At 67.5% G+C, this 17854-nt stretch carries 18 protein-coding genes; 10 read left to right on the forward strand and 8 right to left on the reverse strand.

Features of this window, described 5'->3' with window-relative positions; all coding sequences use genetic code 11:
- Positions 1-53 precede the first annotated feature (53 nt).
- The 5 genes from IP92_RS27710 (at position 54) to IP92_RS27730 (ending at position 7055) form a co-directional block, all read left to right on the forward strand.
- Positions 54-1094 (forward strand): PIG-L family deacetylase, encoded by a 1041-nt coding sequence (locus tag IP92_RS27710; RefSeq protein WP_260071922.1) that lies wholly within the window; start codon positions 54-56, stop codon positions 1092-1094.
- Positions 1095-1225: 131 nt separating this feature from the next.
- The gene (gene surE / locus IP92_RS27715; RefSeq protein WP_145881504.1) at positions 1226-2179 is read left to right on the forward strand and encodes a 5'/3'-nucleotidase SurE; all 954 of its coding nucleotides are present in this window, start codon (positions 1226-1228) and stop codon (positions 2177-2179) included.
- A gap of 8 nt (positions 2180-2187) precedes the next feature.
- The gene (locus tag IP92_RS27720; protein WP_145881506.1) at positions 2188-2823 is read left to right on the forward strand and encodes a hypothetical protein; all 636 of its coding nucleotides are present in this window, start codon (positions 2188-2190) and stop codon (positions 2821-2823) included.
- A 469-nt stretch (positions 2824-3292) separates the two neighbouring features.
- Positions 3293-4690, forward strand: coding sequence for an MFS transporter (locus IP92_RS27725; RefSeq protein ID WP_145881508.1), 1398 nt, complete (start codon positions 3293-3295; stop codon positions 4688-4690).
- Positions 4653-7055: a GH36-type glycosyl hydrolase domain-containing protein gene (locus IP92_RS27730; protein ID WP_145881510.1), complete on the forward strand. Its 2403-nt coding sequence runs from the start codon at positions 4653-4655 to the stop codon at positions 7053-7055. The genes IP92_RS27725 and IP92_RS27730 overlap by 38 nt, the downstream gene beginning before the upstream one ends.
- Before the next feature lie 148 nt (positions 7056-7203).
- Here IP92_RS27730 and gntR read toward each other — a convergent pair whose 3' ends face one another.
- A complete protein-coding gene (gene gntR / locus IP92_RS27735; protein WP_145881512.1) occupies positions 7204-8232 on the reverse strand; it encodes an HTH-type transcriptional regulator GntR in 1029 nt (342 codons plus the stop codon).
- Between the two features lie 155 nt (positions 8233-8387).
- Here gntR and IP92_RS27740 point away from each other — a divergent pair, with 155 nt between their 5' ends.
- From IP92_RS27740 to IP92_RS27755, 4 genes are all read left to right on the forward strand, one after another.
- Complete coding sequence (locus tag IP92_RS27740; RefSeq protein WP_145881514.1) at positions 8388-9173, forward strand: FRG domain-containing protein; 786 nt, start codon at positions 8388-8390, stop codon at positions 9171-9173.
- Positions 9174-9272: 99 nt separating this feature from the next.
- Entirely contained in the window at positions 9273-9965 is a 693-nt protein-coding gene (locus IP92_RS27745) for a helix-turn-helix transcriptional regulator (protein ID WP_145881517.1), read from the forward strand.
- 65 nt (positions 9966-10030) lie between these two features.
- On the forward strand, positions 10031-10648 hold the full coding sequence (locus IP92_RS27750; protein ID WP_145881519.1) for a glutathione S-transferase family protein: 618 nt from the start codon (positions 10031-10033) through the stop codon (positions 10646-10648).
- A 152-nt stretch (positions 10649-10800) separates the two neighbouring features.
- On the forward strand, positions 10801-10992 hold the full coding sequence (locus tag IP92_RS27755) for a hypothetical protein (RefSeq protein WP_145881522.1): 192 nt from the start codon (positions 10801-10803) through the stop codon (positions 10990-10992).
- Here the strand turns inward: IP92_RS27755 and IP92_RS27760 are convergent.
- The 3 genes from IP92_RS27760 to IP92_RS27770 form a co-directional block, all read right to left on the reverse strand.
- Positions 10940-12349 carry a heavy metal sensor histidine kinase gene (locus IP92_RS27760; RefSeq protein ID WP_158206748.1) on the reverse strand — a complete coding sequence of 470 codons (1410 nt, stop codon included), beginning with the start codon at positions 12347-12349 and terminating at the stop codon, positions 10940-10942. The two genes, IP92_RS27755 and IP92_RS27760, sit on opposite strands and share 53 nt — an antisense overlap.
- Positions 12346-13017, reverse strand: a complete 672-nt coding sequence (locus tag IP92_RS27765) for a heavy metal response regulator transcription factor (protein ID WP_145881526.1) — start codon at positions 13015-13017, stop codon at positions 12346-12348. Before IP92_RS27765 ends, IP92_RS27760 begins: the two co-directional genes overlap by 4 nt.
- Positions 13018-13093: 76 nt before the next feature.
- Complete coding sequence (locus IP92_RS27770; RefSeq protein WP_145881528.1) at positions 13094-13978, reverse strand: LysR family transcriptional regulator; 885 nt, start codon at positions 13976-13978, stop codon at positions 13094-13096.
- A gap of 95 nt (positions 13979-14073) precedes the next feature.
- Here IP92_RS27770 and IP92_RS27775 point away from each other — a divergent pair, with 95 nt between their 5' ends.
- Positions 14074-15060 (forward strand): YeiH family protein, encoded by a 987-nt coding sequence (locus IP92_RS27775; RefSeq protein ID WP_199271946.1) that lies wholly within the window; start codon positions 14074-14076, stop codon positions 15058-15060.
- Positions 15061-15064: 4 nt separating this feature from the next.
- Here the strand turns inward: IP92_RS27775 and IP92_RS27780 are convergent, their stop codons facing one another.
- From IP92_RS27780 to IP92_RS27795, 4 genes are all read right to left on the reverse strand, one after another.
- Entirely contained in the window at positions 15065-15997 is a 933-nt protein-coding gene (locus IP92_RS27780) for an alpha/beta hydrolase (protein WP_145881532.1), read from the reverse strand.
- 48 nt (positions 15998-16045) lie between these two features.
- On the reverse strand, positions 16046-16882 hold the full coding sequence (locus IP92_RS27785; RefSeq protein ID WP_145881534.1) for an HDOD domain-containing protein: 837 nt from the start codon (positions 16880-16882) through the stop codon (positions 16046-16048).
- Positions 16883-16967: 85 nt separating this feature from the next.
- Entirely contained in the window at positions 16968-17255 is a 288-nt protein-coding gene (locus IP92_RS27790) for a hypothetical protein (protein ID WP_307724878.1), read from the reverse strand.
- 23 nt (positions 17256-17278) lie between these two features.
- Positions 17279-17710 carry a MarR family winged helix-turn-helix transcriptional regulator gene (locus IP92_RS27795; protein ID WP_145881536.1) on the reverse strand — a complete coding sequence of 144 codons (432 nt, stop codon included), beginning with the start codon at positions 17708-17710 and terminating at the stop codon, positions 17279-17281.
- Positions 17711-17854: the final 144 nt, after the last annotated feature.

Raw genomic sequence — 17854 nt, forward strand, 5'->3', positions numbered from 1 at the left:
GTCACCCGATGAAAAAGATGTTGGCGTTGGCGACAAGCGTTACTCTGGCCGGGATGTTTGCCGCGGCAAATCCCGCGTCTGCCGCGGTGTTTGTCGTCGCACACCCGGACGACGATATCCTGATGATGGGAGCGAATCTCCTCACCGATATCAAGGGGAACTACAAGACCGTCATCATTGTCGTCACTGCCGGCGATGCCGCCAATGGTGCCGCGCCGATGGCGCCCGGTTACACGGCGGACATCGCGACATCGTTCAATACCGGCACGACGCCGTATTATCGGGCGAGGCTCAATGCCAGGCTGAACGCGCTGGCCACGTGGATTCCCGCTTCGTACCCCCGGCCGTGGCAGATCACCACGGAAGCGTTCGGCCCGTACTTCGGTGGCGTACCGACGTATGTCGAGAAGGCCACGCTGGGCAATGTGATCGAATATCACATCAATCTGCCCGACCAGTTCGAAGGCAACCAGTACACGACGATCGAAAACCTGAACAACACTTCGGGCGCGACGGGGGATTACTATGCCTACGACGTGACGGGTAAAAACGTCTACAACATCCACAGCTTGCGCGAGATCGTCCGCCAGATCATCAAGCGCAATTTCCCCAGCGAGCCCAATCTGGTCATCAATTACCAGGAGCCGGCATGGCGCAATGCGTCCTACCAGCCGGTGCCCAGGATGGACCCGAGCGCGACCGATCATATCGATCACACGGCGGTCGGCAAGATGGTGAAGGACGCGATCGCCGGCGTGCCCGCTTACTACTGCATGACGGAAGCGATTTATTACGGGTATGTCCAGGCCGCCAACCTGCCGTCGCCGAATTTCCCGAATGCGATCAACGACCAGCGTCTCGGCTACGAGGCGCTGCACCAGACGCTTTCCACGCAAGGAAACATCATTCCGTTCCACCCGGGCGATGCGGTCAGCGGCGGCACCTGGGGCACCACGCAGGTGTATTCGCCGACAATCACCGGCCAGCAGCGCCAGCGCGGCGCGATGGATGCGTTTCACACGAGCTTTTACGGGAAACAGATCTGGTACGGCATTCCGTCGACCGGGCCTTGCAATCTCGGCGTGAACGGCTGAAGTCCGATCGACAGGAAAACATCCCCCGGTGTCACAGCCGGGGGATGTTTTTATTGCGCCGCCTGTCATCGGCACGTCATCGAACATGGGTACGCTTTGCTGACTTTTGTTTAACAATTCAGCCGACCCTCATGACCCGACACGCCCTTGCCGCCGCCGTGCTGACGCTGTGCGCCAGCCCGGCCTTTGCCCTGAACATCCTGCTGACCAATGACGATGGCCTGACCAGCAACCTGAAAGCCCTGTACGACGAACTGAAGGCGCAAGGCCATTCGGTCGTCGTGTCGGTGCCGTGCTCCGGCCAGAGCGGCCGCGGTGCCGCAATGGTGATGTACAGCACCACCGTCATCGTGTCCGACAACGACAAGACGCAGATCGACGCCGAGAAGGGCTGCCACAACGGCGCCGCGGCGTTGGGAGCACCGGCCGTCGGGCCGTTCACGAAGGCCGGCTATACGGGCGGCGATTTCAACTACGTGCACGGCACGCCGGTGATGGCCACGATGTACGGCCTCGACGTGCTTGCGCCGGCGCGCTGGGGCAAGGCGCCGGACGTGGTGCTGTCCGGCCCGAACGAAGGCCAGAACGTGGGCCGCATCGTCAACGGCTCGGGCACCGTCAGCAACGCGCAGTTCGCGGCCAGCCGCAACATCCCGTCGATCGCGCTGTCGGCCGGCACGGACACCGTCGACAACACGAACCTCGCCAACCCGAATTCGAAGATCGTCGCGCAGCTGACGACGAAGCTGCTCAAAGCCTTGCAGGCCAAGGCGGGCAGCGGCGCGCTGCTGCCGACCGGCGTGGCGCTGAACGTGAACTTCCCCGATGCGCCGAACGCCAACGTGGGCTGGGCATTCTCGCGCCACGGCAGCTACGACGTGTACGGCATGAAGTTCAGCAGCAAGGAACCGTGGGGCCCGACCTACACGATGGGCAGCACCGGCGCCACCGCGGAGCAGGCCGAGGACGAAGGCGTGGTCTACAAGACGAAGGTCGCGGTGACCGCGATGCAGGTCGGCTTCGACCAGCGCGCCGCCGGCCAGCAATGGCTGCGCCTGCGCCTGCGCGACCTGTTCGCCCAGTGAGGCGCGCGATGAACCGTCTTCTCATCGCCACGCTGGTGGGCACGCTGCTGGCCGGCTGCGGCAGCAGCGACGATCCGGCACCCGTCCAGCCGACCGTCACGCTGCCCGAGCTGGCAGCGGGGGTGTATGCCGTCAGCAGCGGCGACGAAGCCAGCCCGGCGGCCGGCAAGTACTACGTGGCCGCCGACGGCACCGCACTGGCCATCCTGAACGACACGAAGGAACAGGCGCAGGTGCTGTACCGCCGCGCCGGCAAGGATGCGTGGCAGGCCACGCCGGCCGTCAAGCAGGACACCGCCGTGCGCTTCCTCGGCACCAATCCGCTTCCCTCCGCCGCTGTCGACAGCGCCGGGCTGGCGGGCAGCTACGCGGTGCGGCTGGCCTCCGGCGCCACCGCCGCGTTCACGTTCAGCGGTGCGGGTGACATCGCCGCCGGCGGCAGCACCTGCAAGCTGTCCGGCAAGGCATCGGCCTCGCCGCTGCCGGGTACGCTGAAGCTGACGCTGAACGCCACCGGCTGCGGCGACCTGCCAGCGGCCGGCGAAGGCTACCTCGTCGTCGACGCCGACTACGCGCCGGCGCGCTTCCGCCTCGTTACCGCGAGCGGTGCGACGCTGACCGATCTCTGGGCATACGCGGAATAGCCAGTACGGCCGGGCTCGTGTCCGTTTCAGGGCCACTTGGGGTGAAGGCAGGGGGGGCGCGAAGCGCCGCTTCGCGCCTGCCGAACGGGTTGAGCATGCTTGCGCAACCCTCTTCAACCCATCGGACACGACTCCGTCCGTTACCACAGGTCGCACGATCTTGTTGACTTCGCAAAACGGCATGATTAAACTGAAGGCATCTTGTTAGCGCTATCAGCCGCAAGCGGCAAAAGATAGAAAAAGAAGTTGGCGCTATAGAAACGAACAAATGTTAGCGCTGCCAGCAGAGTGGCGCAACGCAAGGAGACGATCATGCCGCACACCCCGCACGGCGCACAGAATGGCTGATCCCGCAGGTCCGATGGGCGGACCGGGTTACACTTTCCCGGTCTGTTTTTTTCTGTGCGGGTGGACCGTTGTGGTTCACCCGCGCAGTTTTTTTGCCGCCATCCGTTAATCCCCTTTGCCGATGAACCGCTTACCCTGGCGCGAGAAGATCAGCTACGGCATCGCCGATATGGGCTTCAATTTTTATTGGACCAATATCGCCACGTTCCTGCTGATCTTCTATACCGATACGTTCGGCATCTCGGCCGCCGCGGCCGCGTCGATGATGTTCGCGATCAAGCTGATCAACGCGTTCACCGATCCGCTGATCGGCGCTCTGGCCGACCGCACGTCGACCCGCTTCGGCAAGTTCCGGCCCTACCTCGTGTGGATGGCCGTGCCGCTGGGCGCCGCCGCCGTGCTCACGTACACGACGCCCGACCTCGATGCCGATGGCCGCATCTGGTGGGCGTACGGCACCTACCTGCTGATGATGGTCTGCTACACGGCGATCAACATCCCGTACAACGCGCTGTCCGGTGTGATGTCGTCGGACCCCCAGGAGCGTTCGACGATCAACGGCCTGCGCTTCATCTGCGCATTCGGCGGCAGCATGCTGGTGACGGCCGCCACGCCGCACCTCGTCAAATGGCTGGGCGCCGGCAACGACAAGCTGGGCTGGCAGCTGACGATGCTGGCGTGGGCGCTGGCCGCGTGCGTGATGTTCGTGCTGGCGTTCCTCAACACGCGCGAACGCATCGTTCCCACGGCCCAGCAGCAAAGCAATGTGCTGCAGGACGTGCGCGACCTGTCGCGCAACGGCCCGTGGGTGGTGCTGTTCTTCCTCGCGCTGATCATCATGGTCACGATCACGCTGCGCACCACCACCGCCGCCTACTACTTCAAGTACTACGTGGGCCGCCCGGAGACGATGGGCGCGTTCGTGTCCGTCTACATGTTCGCCGCCGCGGTGGGCGCGGCCGCGTCGCCGCTGATGACGCGCTTCATCGACAAGAAGAAGCTGATGATCGTGCTGATGAGCGTGACGGCCGTGCTGTCCGCCGCGTTCTTCGTGATTCCGCCGGGGCAGGTATGGCTGATGTTCGTGCTGCAGGCGGGCCTGGGCCTGGCGCTCGGGCCGAAGTCGCCACTGGCGTTCTCGATGTATGCGGATACGGCGGACTACAACGAATGGCGCACGGGCCGGCGCGCCACGGCGATGACGTTTGCCGCCGCCACCTTCTCGCAAAAGCTCGGCACCGCGCTTGCGGTGGCCGTCATCGGCGCGCTGCTGACGGCGCTCGGCTACGTGCCGAACGCCGCGCAAAGCCCCGGCTCGACGGCGGCGATCGTGTGGCTGATGTCGCTGATCCCCGCCGCGTTCGCGCTGCTCGCCGTGGTCGTCATGTGCTGCTACAAGCTCGATGCGCCGATGCTGCAAACCATCCAGGCCGACCTTGCCGCGCGCAAGAGCCTCGACACCCGTAACACCGGAGAAAGCAATGCAACACCCGAATCAACTCCTGCGGCCAGCCGCTGACGGCCAGCGCTACGAGCTGCTGTCGCCCACGGCGATGCCGCGCGCCGCCGGCTTCCTGTGGAACCGGAAGATGATGATCCAGATGACGTGCCGCGGCTACGCGGTGGCGCAGTTCATGCAGCCGGAACCGGCCAAGTACGCGCATGCGCCGAACCTGGAAGCAAAGACCTTCATGCAGCCGGAGCAGGGCTATTACGCGCACCACCCGGGCCGCTTCTTCTACGTGAAGGACGAGGAGACGGGGGAGCTGTTCTCCGCGCCGCACGAACCGGTGCGCGCCACGCCGGACCGCTTCGTGTTCTCGGCCGGGAAGAGCGACCTGGCGTGGACCGTCGAGAAGCTGGGCATCCGCATCGAGATGGCGCTGACCTTGCCCGTCGACGACGTGGCCGAGCTGTGGACGCTGAAGGTGACGAACCTGGGCAGCCGGCCGCGCAAGCTGTCGATTTACCCGTACTTCACGATCGGCTACATGAGCTGGATGAACCAGTCGGCCGAATACCGCGCCGACCTGCGCGGCATCGTCGCGTCGTCCGTCACGCCATACCAGAAGGTGGCGGACTACTTCAAGCAGAAGGACTTCAAGGACAAGACGTTCTTCCTGTGCGAGCGCGCGCCCGATGCATGGGAAGCGGCGCAGGAAGTGTTCGAAGGCGAGGGCGGCCTGCACGCGCCGTCCGCGCTGGAAGGCGAATCCCTGGCGGGCGGCGACGCGCGCTACGAGACCCCGGTGGCGGCCGTGCAGTACCGCGTCGCGCTGGGGGCGTCGGCCAGCGAGGAATACCGCTTCCTGTTCGGCCCCGCGTTCGACGACGCCGAGATCGTCGCGCTGCGCGAGCGTTACCTGGGCGCGGCGCAATTTACCGCGACGGCGGCCGAGTACGCGGCGTTCGTCGCGGCCGGCCACGGCTGCGTGACGATCGAGACGCCGGATGCGGAGTTCGATAACTTCGTCAACCACTGGCTGCCGCGCCAGGTGTACTACCACGGCGGCGTGAACCGCCTGACGACGGACCCGCAGACGCGCAACTACCTGCAGGACAATATGGGCATGACCTTCGTCGAACCGGCGACGGCGCGCCACGCGTTCCTGCACGCGCTGTCGCAGCAGGAGCCGAGCGGCGCGATGCCGGACGGGATCCTGCTCGTCGAGGGCGCGGAACTGAAGTACATCAACCAGGTGCCGCACACGGACCATTGCGTGTGGCTGCCCGTGTGCCTGAAGGCTTACCTGGACGAGACGGCCGACTGGGCGCTGCTGGACGAACTGGTGTTCGATGGGGTGGGCCATGGCCTGACGGTCGCGCAGCGCATCGGCCGCGCGATGGAGTGGCTGCTGAAGGAGCGCGACGAGCGGGGCCTGTCGTACATCGCCCAGGGCGACTGGTGCGACCCGATGAACATGGTGGGCTACAAGGGCAAGGGCGTATCGGGCTGGCTGACGGTGGCCGCCGCGTATGCGCTGAACCTGTGGGCGGACATGTGCGCGGAGCGCGGCAACGATGAAGCGGCCACTGCGTTCCGTACCGGCGCGCAGGCGATGAACGACGCGGCCAACCTGCACCTGTGGGATGGCCGCTGGTTCGCGCGCGGCATCACGGACGACGGCGTCGTGTTCGGCGTCAAGGACGACGAGGCAGGGCGCATCTGGCTGAACCCGCAGGCGTGGGCGATGCTGTCCGGCGCGGCGAGCGCGGAGCAGCGCGCGGCGATGATCGCCGAGGTCGAGGCGCAACTGCATACGCCATACGGCGTGCAGATGTTCGCGCCGCCGTTTGCGAAGATGCGCGAGGACGTGGGCCGCGTCACGCAGAAGCACCCCGGCTCGGCCGAGAACGGCGCGGTGTACAACCACGCCGCCGCGTTCTACATCTACAGCCTGTACACGGTGAACGACACCGACCGGGCGTGGGACCTGATGCGCAAGATGATCCCGGGCCCGGACGAGGAAGACTACCTGCGCCGCGGCCAGCTGCCCGTGTTCATCCCGAACTACTACCGCGGCGCATGGCGCGAATACCCGCGCACGGCGGGCCGTTCCAGCCACCTGTTCAACACGGGCACGGTATCGTGGATCTACCGCTCGCTGATCGAAGGCCTGTGCGGCCTGGTGGGCGACGCGGAAGGCCTGCGCATCGCGCCGCAGTTGCCGCAGTCGTGGCCAGGGATGCGCGCTACCCGCGCGTTCCGTGGCGCGACGTTCGACGTGACGATCCAGCGCGGCGACGTCAGCGCCGTGCAGGTGCGTTGCGACGGCACGCCCCTGCCCGAAGCGCGGGTCACCGGCATCGAAGCGGGGCGGGCATATAAGCTGGAAGTGACGATCCCGCAGGGTCAGGAAGGAGTCATGGCTTGCAAGCCATGACCGTTCCGCAGGCGGAGAGCGTGCTCTCCGAACCCCCTGCTCTACCCCGCCGGGTCTGACCCTAGCAGTTGCCTTTTGGGTTCTGGGGTATGCGTTCATGCACCCCAAAAGGCAGAATCTTGGGTCAGACCCGCGAGCGGGGCTGACCCTATGCGCTCTCGCGCGCCATCAGCGTGAACCCCAGGTCCAGGTGCGCTTCGCGGGGGAATTCGCCGCGGATCGCGGCGCGCAGCATTGTGGCCGCTTCGAAGCCGATGCGGTAGCGTGGCGTGGCGATCGTTGTCAGCGCGGGCTTCATCCACGCCGAGGCGGGCAGGTCGTTGAAGCCGCAGATCGCCAGTTGCTCGGGCACCGCGATGCCGCGCCGCTGGCATTGGTAGATCGCGCCGTGCGCCAGGTCGTCGTTGCAGCAGAAGATCGCGTCGCAGTCCGGCACCTGGGCCAGCATGCGGCCCACCAGTTCCGCGCCCAGCGCGATCGTCGACGGGTCCGGCACCATCAGTTCCAGCCGCGGGTCGGCCAGGCCCGCTTCCGCCATCGCCTTGCGGTAGCCTTCGGCGCGGCGTAGCGTGCGCTCGTCCAGCTGGGCGCCGATGAAGCCGATGCGGCGCTTGCCCTTGCCGATCAGGTAGCGCGTCATCGCCTGGCCCGCCTCGACCTGCGAGAAGCCCACGCACAGCAGGTCCGGGTCGGACGACAGGTCCATCATCGACACGACCGGCACGCGCGACGTCTGCAGCATCTGCTGCACCCGCGCGCTGTGCGTCAGGCCGGAGAGCAGGATGCCGTCCGGGTTCGACTGCATGTACACGTTCAGCAGCTTTTCCTCTTCCGCATCCGAGTAGCGCGTGTTGCCAATCAGGAGCTGGTAGTTGTCGTGGTCGAGCGCATCCTGGATCCCTTGCAGCACGGCCGTGAACACCGTGTTCGACAGCGACGGCACCAGCACGACGATCACGTTCGAATGGCTCGACGCGAGCGCGCGCGCGGCGCGGTTCGGCACGTAGCCCAGTTCCTCCACGGCCTGCTCGACGCGTTGCCGCAGCAGGGCCGACACGAGGTCCGGCTGATTGATCGCGCGCGATGCCGTCATCGGCGCGACGCCGGCGCGGGCCGCCACGTCGCTCAGCGTGACACGGCCGCTGGCGCGGCTGCGGGTGGAAGGGGATTTGCTCATGTCGGAGAGGAGGCGCGTCGCGCACGTTTTATCGTTGTTGGGTTTGGATTTATCCATACATCGCCGGGGCTGTCAATCGCTGCGGTGCACAAAGCATCGTTTGACGGTCTCGATGCCACATGCGAAGATCGGCGGCGCTCACAGAACAGGCACCGATGGACATCCTTCACATCAGCAGCTGGAACGAGTTCGTCACCCGCACCTCGGAGTGCGACGGCTGGGCATTTCGCGGCCTGCCGGACGCCGACTGGCAGCTCTACAGCTCCCTGTCGCGCTACCTGCACAGCTACGTTTCCGACAAAACCCTGTGGCGCCAGCGCGAGGAACGGGCGCTGCGCATCTTCCGCCGCAAGGCGCACAACTACCTGCCCGATCCCGCCGTGCTGGCCGACGACGTGCGCTGCCTCGCGCTGATGCAGCACCACGGCGCGCCCACGCGCATGCTGGACTTCACCAAGTCGCCGTTCGTCGCCGCGTTCTTCGCGCTGTACAAGGCCACCCGCAGCGCCGCCGTGTTCGCGCTCGACACGCCGACGTTGTGGAGCGCCGCGCCGCGCGGCGATGCCACGCTGAAGCGCGAGGCGATCGACCCGCGCGTGCAGGGCAACTTCGAGCGGCATTTCGCCGGCAACGGCAAGGAGATCATCTGGGTCGGCGAACCGGAGGCGATGGACCGCCGGCTCGTCGCCCAATCCGGCACCTTCGTCGTGCCGGGCGTGCTGGACAAGCCGCTCGACGAGATCATCCGCCAGTACGAACGGGGCACGCCGCTGATCCGCAAGTTCGTGCTGCCGCCGGCGATCCGCACGGAAGCGATGCTGTCGCTGTACCGGATGAACATCACGCACGCGACCTTGTTCCCCGACCTGGACGGCCTGGCGCGTTCGATCGGCTACGAGCTTGAAATCACCTGGCCGGGCTACCGCGACGCGGGCCCGTAACGCGGCCTGGACACTCGACGATTGCAAGCCGCCGGGGCATGGTAAAGGCCCCATCGCCCATGCTAAGCTGCGCGTTTCACACGCGGGCAGGGAGACACGATGAGCCGTACCGGACGGCTGTTCCAGCTGATGGATGCATTGCGGGGCAACCGCCATCCCGTCACGGCCGCCGCGCTGGCGGAACGGCTGGGCGTATCGGAGCGCACGATCTACCGCGACATCCAGTCGCTGGCCGAACTGGGCGCGCCCGTGCACGGCTCGGCCGGTGTCGGCTACATGCTGAAGACGGGCTTCTTCCTGCCGCCGCTGATGTTCGATGCGGACGAGCTGGAAGCCCTCGTGCTCGGCGCGCGCTGGGTGCGCCGCCAGGGCGATGCGGGCCTGGCGGATGCGGCATCGAGCGCGCTGGCGAAGATCGCCACGGCCACGCCGAAGGACCTGCGCGACGAAATGGCCGAGACAAGCCTGTGGGTGCCGATCGCGCCGCCGCAACCGGAGTTCGACGAGTTCGTCGCGCCCGCGCGCGAGGCGATCCGCCGCCAGCACAAGCTGCGCATCCACTACAGCGACGAGCGCGGCACGCCGACCGAGCGCACCGTGTGGCCGTTCGCGCTGGCCTTCCTCGACGGCTGCCGGCTGCTGGCCGCATGGTGCGAGCTGCGCGCGGCACAGCGTCACTTCCGCATCGACCGCATCCGCGCGGCCGAGCCGATTGCCGAGCGCTATCCCACGCCGCGCCATGTGCTGATCCGCGCCTGGCGCGCCGAGCACGGCATCCGCGAAGACTCCTGACAGGATCTGTCAGTCCCGTTGCCTACGATAGGCGCATCGATAACAACAACCGACTGGACAAGACGATGCGCCTCTACCTCCACCCGATTTCCTCGAACGCCCGCCGTGTGCTGCTGACCGCCGCGCACCTGGGCCTGCAACCCGAGATCGTCGAGATCGACCTGACCAGTGCCGGGGACCGGCGCCGCCTGGTCGAGCTCAACCCGAACTCGAAGATCCCGGTGCTGGAGGATGACGGCTTCGTGCTGTGGGAATCATGCGCCATCATGCAGTACCTGGCCGACCAGACCCCCGGCCAGACCATCTACCCGCGGGACGTGCGGGCGCGTGCCGACGTGAACCGCTGGCTGTTCTGGGCAGCCCAGCATTTCGCGCCGGCGATCAGCCTCTTCACGTGGGAGAACGTGTGGAAGAAGGTCGTCACCGGCATGGATGCCGACCCGGCCGAGCTGGCGCGCGGCAACGAGGAACTGGAAGCGGCGGCCCGGGTGCTCGATGCCCACCTGGCCACGCGCACCTGGTTGTGCGGCGACGCGTTGACGCTGGCTGATTTCGCCGTGGCCGCGCCGCTGATGTACATCGAACGCGCCAAGGTGCCGATGGCGGCTTACCGCAACGTGCTGGCCTGGTTCGAGCGGGTGCAGCAGCTGCCGGCATGGCGCCAGACTCACGCGGTGTGGTGAATTTTCGTTTTGTGTGAACTGGCGCACAGAGCGGGCTGGGTCCACCTTGTACTATGGAACTGTCTCTTTCAGGACATCCCTAGTTTTGGACTTGGCCCGCTCTCGAGCGGGCATTTTTTTTGTCCGCGCCGCCGACAACGAGGGAGTTCCTGATGCAGGACCTGTACGACATCCTTCTCGGCCGGCCCCCAGCGGCCAACGACGCCGCGGCTGCGGGGCATGACGGCCACGATGGCCTGCCGCTGCCGGCCATGTGGGAAGAGGCCGATGGCGAAGGCCCGGACCGGCTGTTCAACCGTTATCGCCGCCTGCGCCTGCAGGCACTGGCGGGAAACGCAGCGTGAACGTGTTGCCGTCCGCCGTGGTGGCCAAGGTGGCGCTGCCGCCATGCAGCTGCATGATCGCGCGCACGATGGCCAGGCCCAGGCCGGCCGACCCCGCGCCGTCGCCGCGGGCCGGGTCGGCCCGCACATAGCGTTCGAAGATGCGCTCCGCCAGCGCGGCCGGCACGGGCTCGCCCGTGTTGGTCACGGCGATCGCACCATCGCGTGCCGCCAGCACGATGTGGCCGCCGGGCGGTGTATGCTGCACTGCGTTCGACAGCAGGTTGCCGACGGCGCGGCGCAGCAGCACGGCGTCCGCGTACACGCTTCCCGCCGCATCGAGGCGCAGCGCCACGCCCGCATCGTCGGCCAGCACGTCGAAATAATCGCGGATGCGGGCCAGCTCGGCCTGTGCGTCCAGCACCTCGCGGCGCAGCGCCAGTTGGGCATTGTCGGCGCGCGCGAGGAACAGCGTGTTCTCGATCATCCGGCCCAGCCGTTCGTATTCCTCCAGGTTCGATGCCAGCAGCGCCTGGTACTCCTCCGCCGTGCGCGGGCGCGCCAGCGCCACCTGCGTTTCCATCATCAGCGCATTGACGGGCGTGCGCAGGTCGTGCGCCAGATCCGCCGCGAAGCCGGAGAGCCGCTGCACGCCTTCTTCGAGGCGGTCGAGCATCGCGTTGAATGCCACGGCGAGCGGGCGCAGCTCGGCCGGCACGGCGCGCGCTTCGAGCCGCGTGTTCAGCCGATTGGCGTGGATCGCATCGGCATTGCGCGCCACGTCGCGCAACGGCCGCAGCGCATGGCGCACCGTGACGAATGCCAGGCCGGCGGCAAGCAGGGCACCCAGCACGAAGGCACCCAGCAGATCGGCCGCATAGCGCTTCAGGATCGCGAGCCGGTCCGACCGGTCGCGCGCGATGGTGATCAGTACCGGCGCATTGCCGGCGCCCGCGCTGCCCTCGGCCGCGATGGCGCGGGCCGGACCGGCCGGCGAGCTCCAGTCGCGCACGTCGCCCGCGTGCGGCGCACGCGCCAGCGGCACGGCCGGCAATTGGCCCACCGGCAGCGGCTCGTCCGTGGTCTGCGCAACGGTGCGGCCGTCCTGCGTGGTCAGGCGCAGCAGCATGCCATCCTGGCCGAACACATTGTCGAGCACCATCTGCAATTCTTCCGGCATCGCCAGCGGCATCGGGCGCGTTTGCAGCACCTGGCGGATCAGCACGACCTTGCCGAGCAGCGCGGCATCGTCGCGCGCGGCCATCTGCCGTTGCAAGGTCTGGTACAGGTAGGCGCCGACGGCGACGAACACGCCCGCCGCGATCGCGCAGAACAGCAGCGCGAGGCGCGCGGTGATCGACAGGCGGGGCAGCTTCACGCCTTCAGTTCCATCACGTAGCCGATGCCGCGCACCGTGTGCACGAGCTTTTCGGGCCATGGATCGTCGACCTTCGCGCGCAGCCGGCGGATCGCCACGTCGACGACGTTGGTATCCGAATCGAAGTTCATGTCCCACACCTGCGAGGCGATCAGCGAGCGTGACAGCACTTCGCCGGGGCGCCGCGCCAGCAGGTGCAGCAGCGCGAATTCCTTCGGCGTCAGGTCGATGCGGCGGCCGGCGCGCGTGACCTTGTGGCGCAGCACGTCGATCTCCAGGTCGGCGATGCGGATCATGTCCGCTTCGCGCACGGGGCCGCGCCGCAACAGCGTGCGGATGCGCGCCACCAGTTCGGCGAACGCGAACGGCTTGACCAGATAGTCGTCCGCGCCCAGTTCCAGGCCGCGCACCCGGTCGGCCACGTCGTCGCGGGCCGTCAGGAACAGCACCGGCACGTCGTTGCGCTCGCGCAGCCGGCGCAGCACGCTCCAGCCGTCCATCCCGGGCAGCATCACGTCCAGCACGACAAGGTCGTAGTCGCCTTCCAGCGCCAGGTGCAGGCCATCCGGCCCCGTGCGGGCCAGGTCGGCCGTGAAGCCGGATTCCTGCAGGCCCTTGTGCAGGTAGCTGCCCGTCTTCGGTTCGTCTTCGACGATCAATATGCGCATCGTGCCCTCCGCCTTCCATCCGTCGTTCCTGCCGCCATTGTGCCCGTTCCGCCGGCCGGGCAGGATGACAATCCTGTCATGCTGCCGGCCCGACCAACTGCGCCAGCGCGAGCGCCGCCTTGCTGCGGTGCCGTTCCCGGTGCCGCAGCAGGTAGAACGGCCGTGGCGGCAATTGCAGCCTGGCCCGCGCCAGCAGGCCGGCGGCGACATACGGCGCCGCCACCAGTTCGGACAGCCCGGCCGCATAGCGCCCTGTCATCACGGCGGCGCGCACCGCCTCGTTGGACGGCAACGTCAGCGCCACCGTCAAGCCGGCGGGAGCCACACCCAGTTGCGCCAGCATCGCTTCGAATGCCGAGCGTGTGCCGGAGCCGGGTTCGCGCACGACCCATTCGCCGCTCGCCAGGTCGGCCGCCTTCATTGCCCGCTTGCGTGCCCACGGGTGGCCGGGCGCGACGACGACGGCCATGCTGTCCGCGCCGACCGGCACGGCCTCCAGCGCATCGTCCGCCACCTCGCCCTCGATGAAGCCCATGTCGGCGGCGCCGGCCCGCACGGCGTCCGCCACCGAGACCGTGTTGCCCACCTCCAGCCGCACGGCCACGTGCGGATAGGCCTGGCGAAAGCGCACCAGCAGCGGCGGCAGCCAGTAGCTGGCGATCGTCTGGCTGGCCTGCAGCGCGAGCGCGCCCCGCTGCAAGCCTGCCAGTTCGGCCAGCGCCCGCTCGGCCGCGCCGGCGCGCGCCAGGGTCGCCCTGGCCTCGTCGAGGAACAGGCGGCCCGCGCCGTTCAACTCGATGCGCCGGCCCACGCGGTCGAACAGCGGCGTGTCGTAGCGTTCCTCCAGCGCGCGGATCGACGCGCTGACGGCCGACGGCGTCAACGCCAGCGCATCGGCGGCCTGTGTCAGGTGGCCCCGCTCGGCCACGGCCACGAAGACGCGCAATTGTTCCAGTGTCATGACTGTTCACTTCCATCGAACGAAACGTGCGAAATTGTAAGATGGACTGGATGATCCGTCGAGCCGATACTGCCGGTCAAAAGGAGGGTTCGACCATGAACGACATCAAACAATACCTGCCCGGCCTGGCGCTGTGCGCCGCCGTCACGCTGGCCGCCACCGCGCTGGGCCACGCCGAAGCACTGCTGCTGGGCAGGGCGTGGCTGGAGCCGCTCGTGCTGGCGATCCTGCTGGGCAGCCTGCTGCGCACGGCGCGGCCGCTGCCGGCCGCCACGGCACCGGGCATCCACTTGGGCGCCAAGACCTTGCTGGAGGTGGCCGTGCTGCTGCTGGGCGCCACCGTCGATGCGCATGCGCTGGCCCGGCCGGCGCTGGCCGCCGGGATCGCCGGCAGCGTGCTGGTGGCGATCGCGTTCAGCTACGCCGTCTGTCGCGCGCTGCGGCTGCCGCACCGGCTGGCGCTGCTGATCGCGTGCGGCAATTCGATCTGCGGCAATTCGGCCATCGCGGCGGTGGCGCCGGTGATCGATGCGGAAGGGGGCGAGGTGGCCGCGTCGATCGCGTTCACCGCCGTGCTGGGCGTCGCGGTCGTGCTGCTGCTGCCGCCGCTGGGCCGGCTGCTGGGGCAGACGCCGCTGCAATACGGCGTCTTTGCCGGCATGACCGTGTATGCGGTGCCGCAGGTGCTGGCCGCGGCAGGTCCCGTATCGGCCACGAGCCTGCAGGCGGGCACCGTCGTCAAGCTGTTGCGCGTGCTGATGCTGGGGCCTGTCGTGCTGCTGCTGTCGCTGGCGGGCCGGGGCGGGAGACGAGTGCCGCTGGCGCACATGGTGCCGTGGTTTATCGTCGGCTTCCTGGCGCTGATGGCGGCCCGCTCGGCCGGGCTGCTGCCGGCACACGTCATCGCAGCGGCGCACGGGACGGCGGGCTGGCTGACGGCGATGTCGATGGCGGCGCTGGGCCTCGGTGTGGATGCCCGCGCCGTGCTGCGTGCGGGAGCGCGGGTCAGCGCCGCGGTGATCGTGTCGCTGGCCGGGCTGGCGGCGATCAGCCTGGCGCTGATCCGGCTGCTGGGCGTTTAGTGTGTTATTCGCTGCCGGGCACCGCCCAGCGCAGCCCGCGGGTGATGACGGCCGGGGCGACTGTCAGGTGGTCCTCATCCTGGATCACGGCCGTCGCCACCTTCAGGTTCGGGTAGTTGCGCGACTTCAGCGCGGCGGCGAATGCGCGCATGTCGCGTACACCGTCGCGCACACCGTCGCGCACCCCGTCGTCAGGCCGGCCCTGGCGGGCGCCGTGGCGGGGCGACTCCAGTTCGCCGACGGCGAAGAACACATTGGCGCGCAGGTCCTTGTGCGTGGCCGCGTAAGCCTTCTCGCGCTCGAACATCATGCGCCGGCCGAACCACAGCGACGGGCTGCCCAGCACATAGTGTTCGAACGCCGGCGGGTCCGTCAGCAGCATTTCCAGGCCGAGCAGCGAGCCGTAGGCGTGGCCGATGTAGGTCTTGCGGTTCATGTCGGCGCGGTACTGCCTGGCCACCAGCGGGAACACGTCGTTGGTGATGAAGCGCGCGAACGCGGCGGCCTCGCCGAACTTCGGTTCGCGGCCGGGCATGTCGGAAACCAGCGTCGCATCGTCGGTGGGGCCGGGCGTGTAGTCGCGGCGGCGGCTGTATTCGGCCGTCTCGCCGTTCGCATACGAGATGCCGACGAGGATGAATTCGCCGATCGCGCGGCCCTTGCGGCTGGTGCGCTGGGCGATCGCGCGGGCCACCGGGAACGCATACGGCGCATCGGTGACGAAGACGACGGGGTAGCTGCGGCCGGACTTCGCATACGACGGCGGCAGCGCCACATAGATCTGGTAGTCGCGCTGCAGCTCCTTGGCGCGCACGCTGCGCACCTCGGTGCCCTCCAGTACATACGGGGCGCCCTGCAGGGCGATCGTGCCGCCCTGGGCCAGCGCGCCGCCCACACAGGCGCAGGCCAGCGCGATGGCGCAAACGAGGTTCTTCATGTTGTCGGCGATGCAAAAGAACCGATTATCGCCGAAATGACGGGTTCGTTACAGCATCAGTACCGCGTACAGCGACTGCACTTCGTTCTTCGATTCGTCGAGGATCGCTTGCAGCGTGCCGTCGCCGACGGCGAAATCGATCGTGCGGGCCGCCTGCGGCGTCGTCGCGCCCGGGCGCGTGTGCATCGGCGAGCGCACCGCCGCCAGGTCGTCGGCCAGCAGCAGCGTGTCGCCCAGGGTCTCCGGCGGCAGCGCGCGCATGCCGGTCCACATCGCGGCAACGGCATCGACGACGTGCTCCGGCACCATCAGTTCCTCGAACACGCGCGCGCTGATGATCGCTTCGCCGTGCTCGATCCAGTCTTCCGGCTCGCCTTCCATCAGACCGGGGAAGTCGCCGGCGCGCGACAGCATGTAGAACGCACCCACCTCGTGCACGACGCCGGCGAACATCGCCGTATCGGGATCGACGTGCGTGACGCGGCGTGCGATCACCTGTGCCAGCGCGGCCGTGTGGGCCGTGTGTTCCCACAGCTGCGCCACCTTTGCGCGCAGGCCGGGGTCCGTCAATTTGCTGCCCAGCTGGCGCACGATCACGGCCGCGACGAGCGTCTGCAAGGTGCGCACGCCCAGGCGCTGCACGGCCGAGCGCACGCTGGAAATCTGCGTGCCGGAGCGGTTGTAGGCAACGGAATTGGCGATCGCCACGGTGCGCGCCGCCAGCAGCGGGTCGGCCTGGATCAGGCGCGCGGCCAGGTCCACGTGGCAGTCGGGATCGACGAGCGCCTGCTGGAGCTTGATGGAAGCCTCCACGTTGGCGGGGAATGCGAGCTCGCCGCGGCTCGCCTGGGCCGCGATCGTCTTGAAGGCTTCGAGTCTGTCCATCAAAAAATTATACCCAGAATATTTCCGTATGGAATTGTTTTGAGCATTTTTTCTAACGAACGTTGCGGGGAAGCCGCTCGCGGGGTCAGCTCTGGCGGAAGATCGCGTCGCAGCCTTCGTGCGTGGTGCCTTCCATGTCGGACAGTTCGTCGACCAGTTCCAGGTCTTCCAGTTCCTCGACGGCGTTGGTGAAGCTGTTGTGCTTCGTCGCGCCGATCAGGCGGTAGATCGCGCCGTCCTCGTTGCGCACGCCGATCACGAACTTCTGCGCGCGCACCTCGTCGGCGTCGGTATTCTCCAGCAGCAGGTTGCCGGCAATGTCTTTGTCGTACTTGGCCGGCTTCACGCCGTCGATCAGGGTAGTTTTCAGCATCGTGTCTTTCGTGGGGTAGTTGTTTAGGGGGAGGCGGCGATCACGCTTTTCAGGTGCGCCAATGCCTGTTCCAGTTGCTCGTAATCGGACTCGGTGAACTGCGCGAACACTTCGCCGCCGCGCGCCGTCACGCGCGGGAACACGTCGGCAAACAGTTGCTCGCCCTGGGGCGTCAGGCGGATGAACCAGCTGCGCGCATCGACGGGGCTGCGTTCGCGCGCGACGAGGCCCTTCTGCTCCAGCCGTTCGATCACGCCGGTCAGCGTGCCCTTCGTGATCAGGGTGCGCTCGCCCAGCTCCTTGTACGACATGCCGGGCGTATTGCCCAGCGTGGCGATGATGTCGAACTGCGCGTGGGTCAGGCCCTGTTCGCGGACATGCCGGCCGGACAGGCGTTCGAAGCCCTGCATGCATTCCGCCAGCAGCCGGATACTTTTCAGATAGCGTTCGCCCATGGGCCAGATTATAGCGGCGCAGAGGCGGCTACGACGGCGCCGCACGCAGGGGCGTGCAGTTCCGCTATCATAGTCGGCCATACCGGCCCGGCGGCACTGCCTGCCGGGCACTTTTACCAGGGTCCGTACCGCATGTCCCGCATC

Source organism: Pseudoduganella flava (assembly GCF_007830495.1).
Lineage (GTDB): Bacteria > Pseudomonadota > Gammaproteobacteria > Burkholderiales > Burkholderiaceae_D > Rugamonas > Rugamonas flava.

Coding starts and splice junctions, on each gene's coding strand:
- IP92_RS27710 (WP_260071922.1), top strand. CDS start 54: ATGTTTGCCGCGGCAAATCCCGCGTCTGCCGCGGTGTTTGTCGTCGCA.
- surE (WP_145881504.1), top strand. CDS start 1,226: ATGACCCGACACGCCCTTGCCGCCGCCGTGCTGACGCTGTGCGCCAGC.
- IP92_RS27720 (WP_145881506.1), top strand. CDS start 2,188: ATGAACCGTCTTCTCATCGCCACGCTGGTGGGCACGCTGCTGGCCGGC.
- IP92_RS27725 (WP_145881508.1), top strand. CDS start 3,293: ATGAACCGCTTACCCTGGCGCGAGAAGATCAGCTACGGCATCGCCGAT.
- IP92_RS27730 (WP_145881510.1), top strand. CDS start 4,653: ATGCAACACCCGAATCAACTCCTGCGGCCAGCCGCTGACGGCCAGCGC.
- gntR (WP_145881512.1), bottom strand. CDS start 8,232: ATGAGCAAATCCCCTTCCACCCGCAGCCGCGCCAGCGGCCGTGTCACG.
- IP92_RS27740 (WP_145881514.1), top strand. CDS start 8,388: ATGGACATCCTTCACATCAGCAGCTGGAACGAGTTCGTCACCCGCACC.
- IP92_RS27745 (WP_145881517.1), top strand. CDS start 9,273: ATGAGCCGTACCGGACGGCTGTTCCAGCTGATGGATGCATTGCGGGGC.
- IP92_RS27750 (WP_145881519.1), top strand. CDS start 10,031: ATGCGCCTCTACCTCCACCCGATTTCCTCGAACGCCCGCCGTGTGCTG.
- IP92_RS27755 (WP_145881522.1), top strand. CDS start 10,801: ATGCAGGACCTGTACGACATCCTTCTCGGCCGGCCCCCAGCGGCCAAC.
- IP92_RS27765 (WP_145881526.1), bottom strand. CDS start 13,017: ATGCGCATATTGATCGTCGAAGACGAACCGAAGACGGGCAGCTACCTG.
- IP92_RS27770 (WP_145881528.1), bottom strand. CDS start 13,978: ATGACACTGGAACAATTGCGCGTCTTCGTGGCCGTGGCCGAGCGGGGC.
- IP92_RS27775 (WP_199271946.1), top strand. CDS start 14,074: ATGAACGACATCAAACAATACCTGCCCGGCCTGGCGCTGTGCGCCGCC.
- IP92_RS27780 (WP_145881532.1), bottom strand. CDS start 15,997: ATGAAGAACCTCGTTTGCGCCATCGCGCTGGCCTGCGCCTGTGTGGGC.
- IP92_RS27785 (WP_145881534.1), bottom strand. CDS start 16,882: ATGGACAGACTCGAAGCCTTCAAGACGATCGCGGCCCAGGCGAGCCGC.
- IP92_RS27790 (WP_307724878.1), bottom strand. CDS start 17,255: ATGCTGAAAACTACCCTGATCGACGGCGTGAAGCCGGCCAAGTACGAC.
- IP92_RS27795 (WP_145881536.1), bottom strand. CDS start 17,710: ATGGGCGAACGCTATCTGAAAAGTATCCGGCTGCTGGCGGAATGCATG.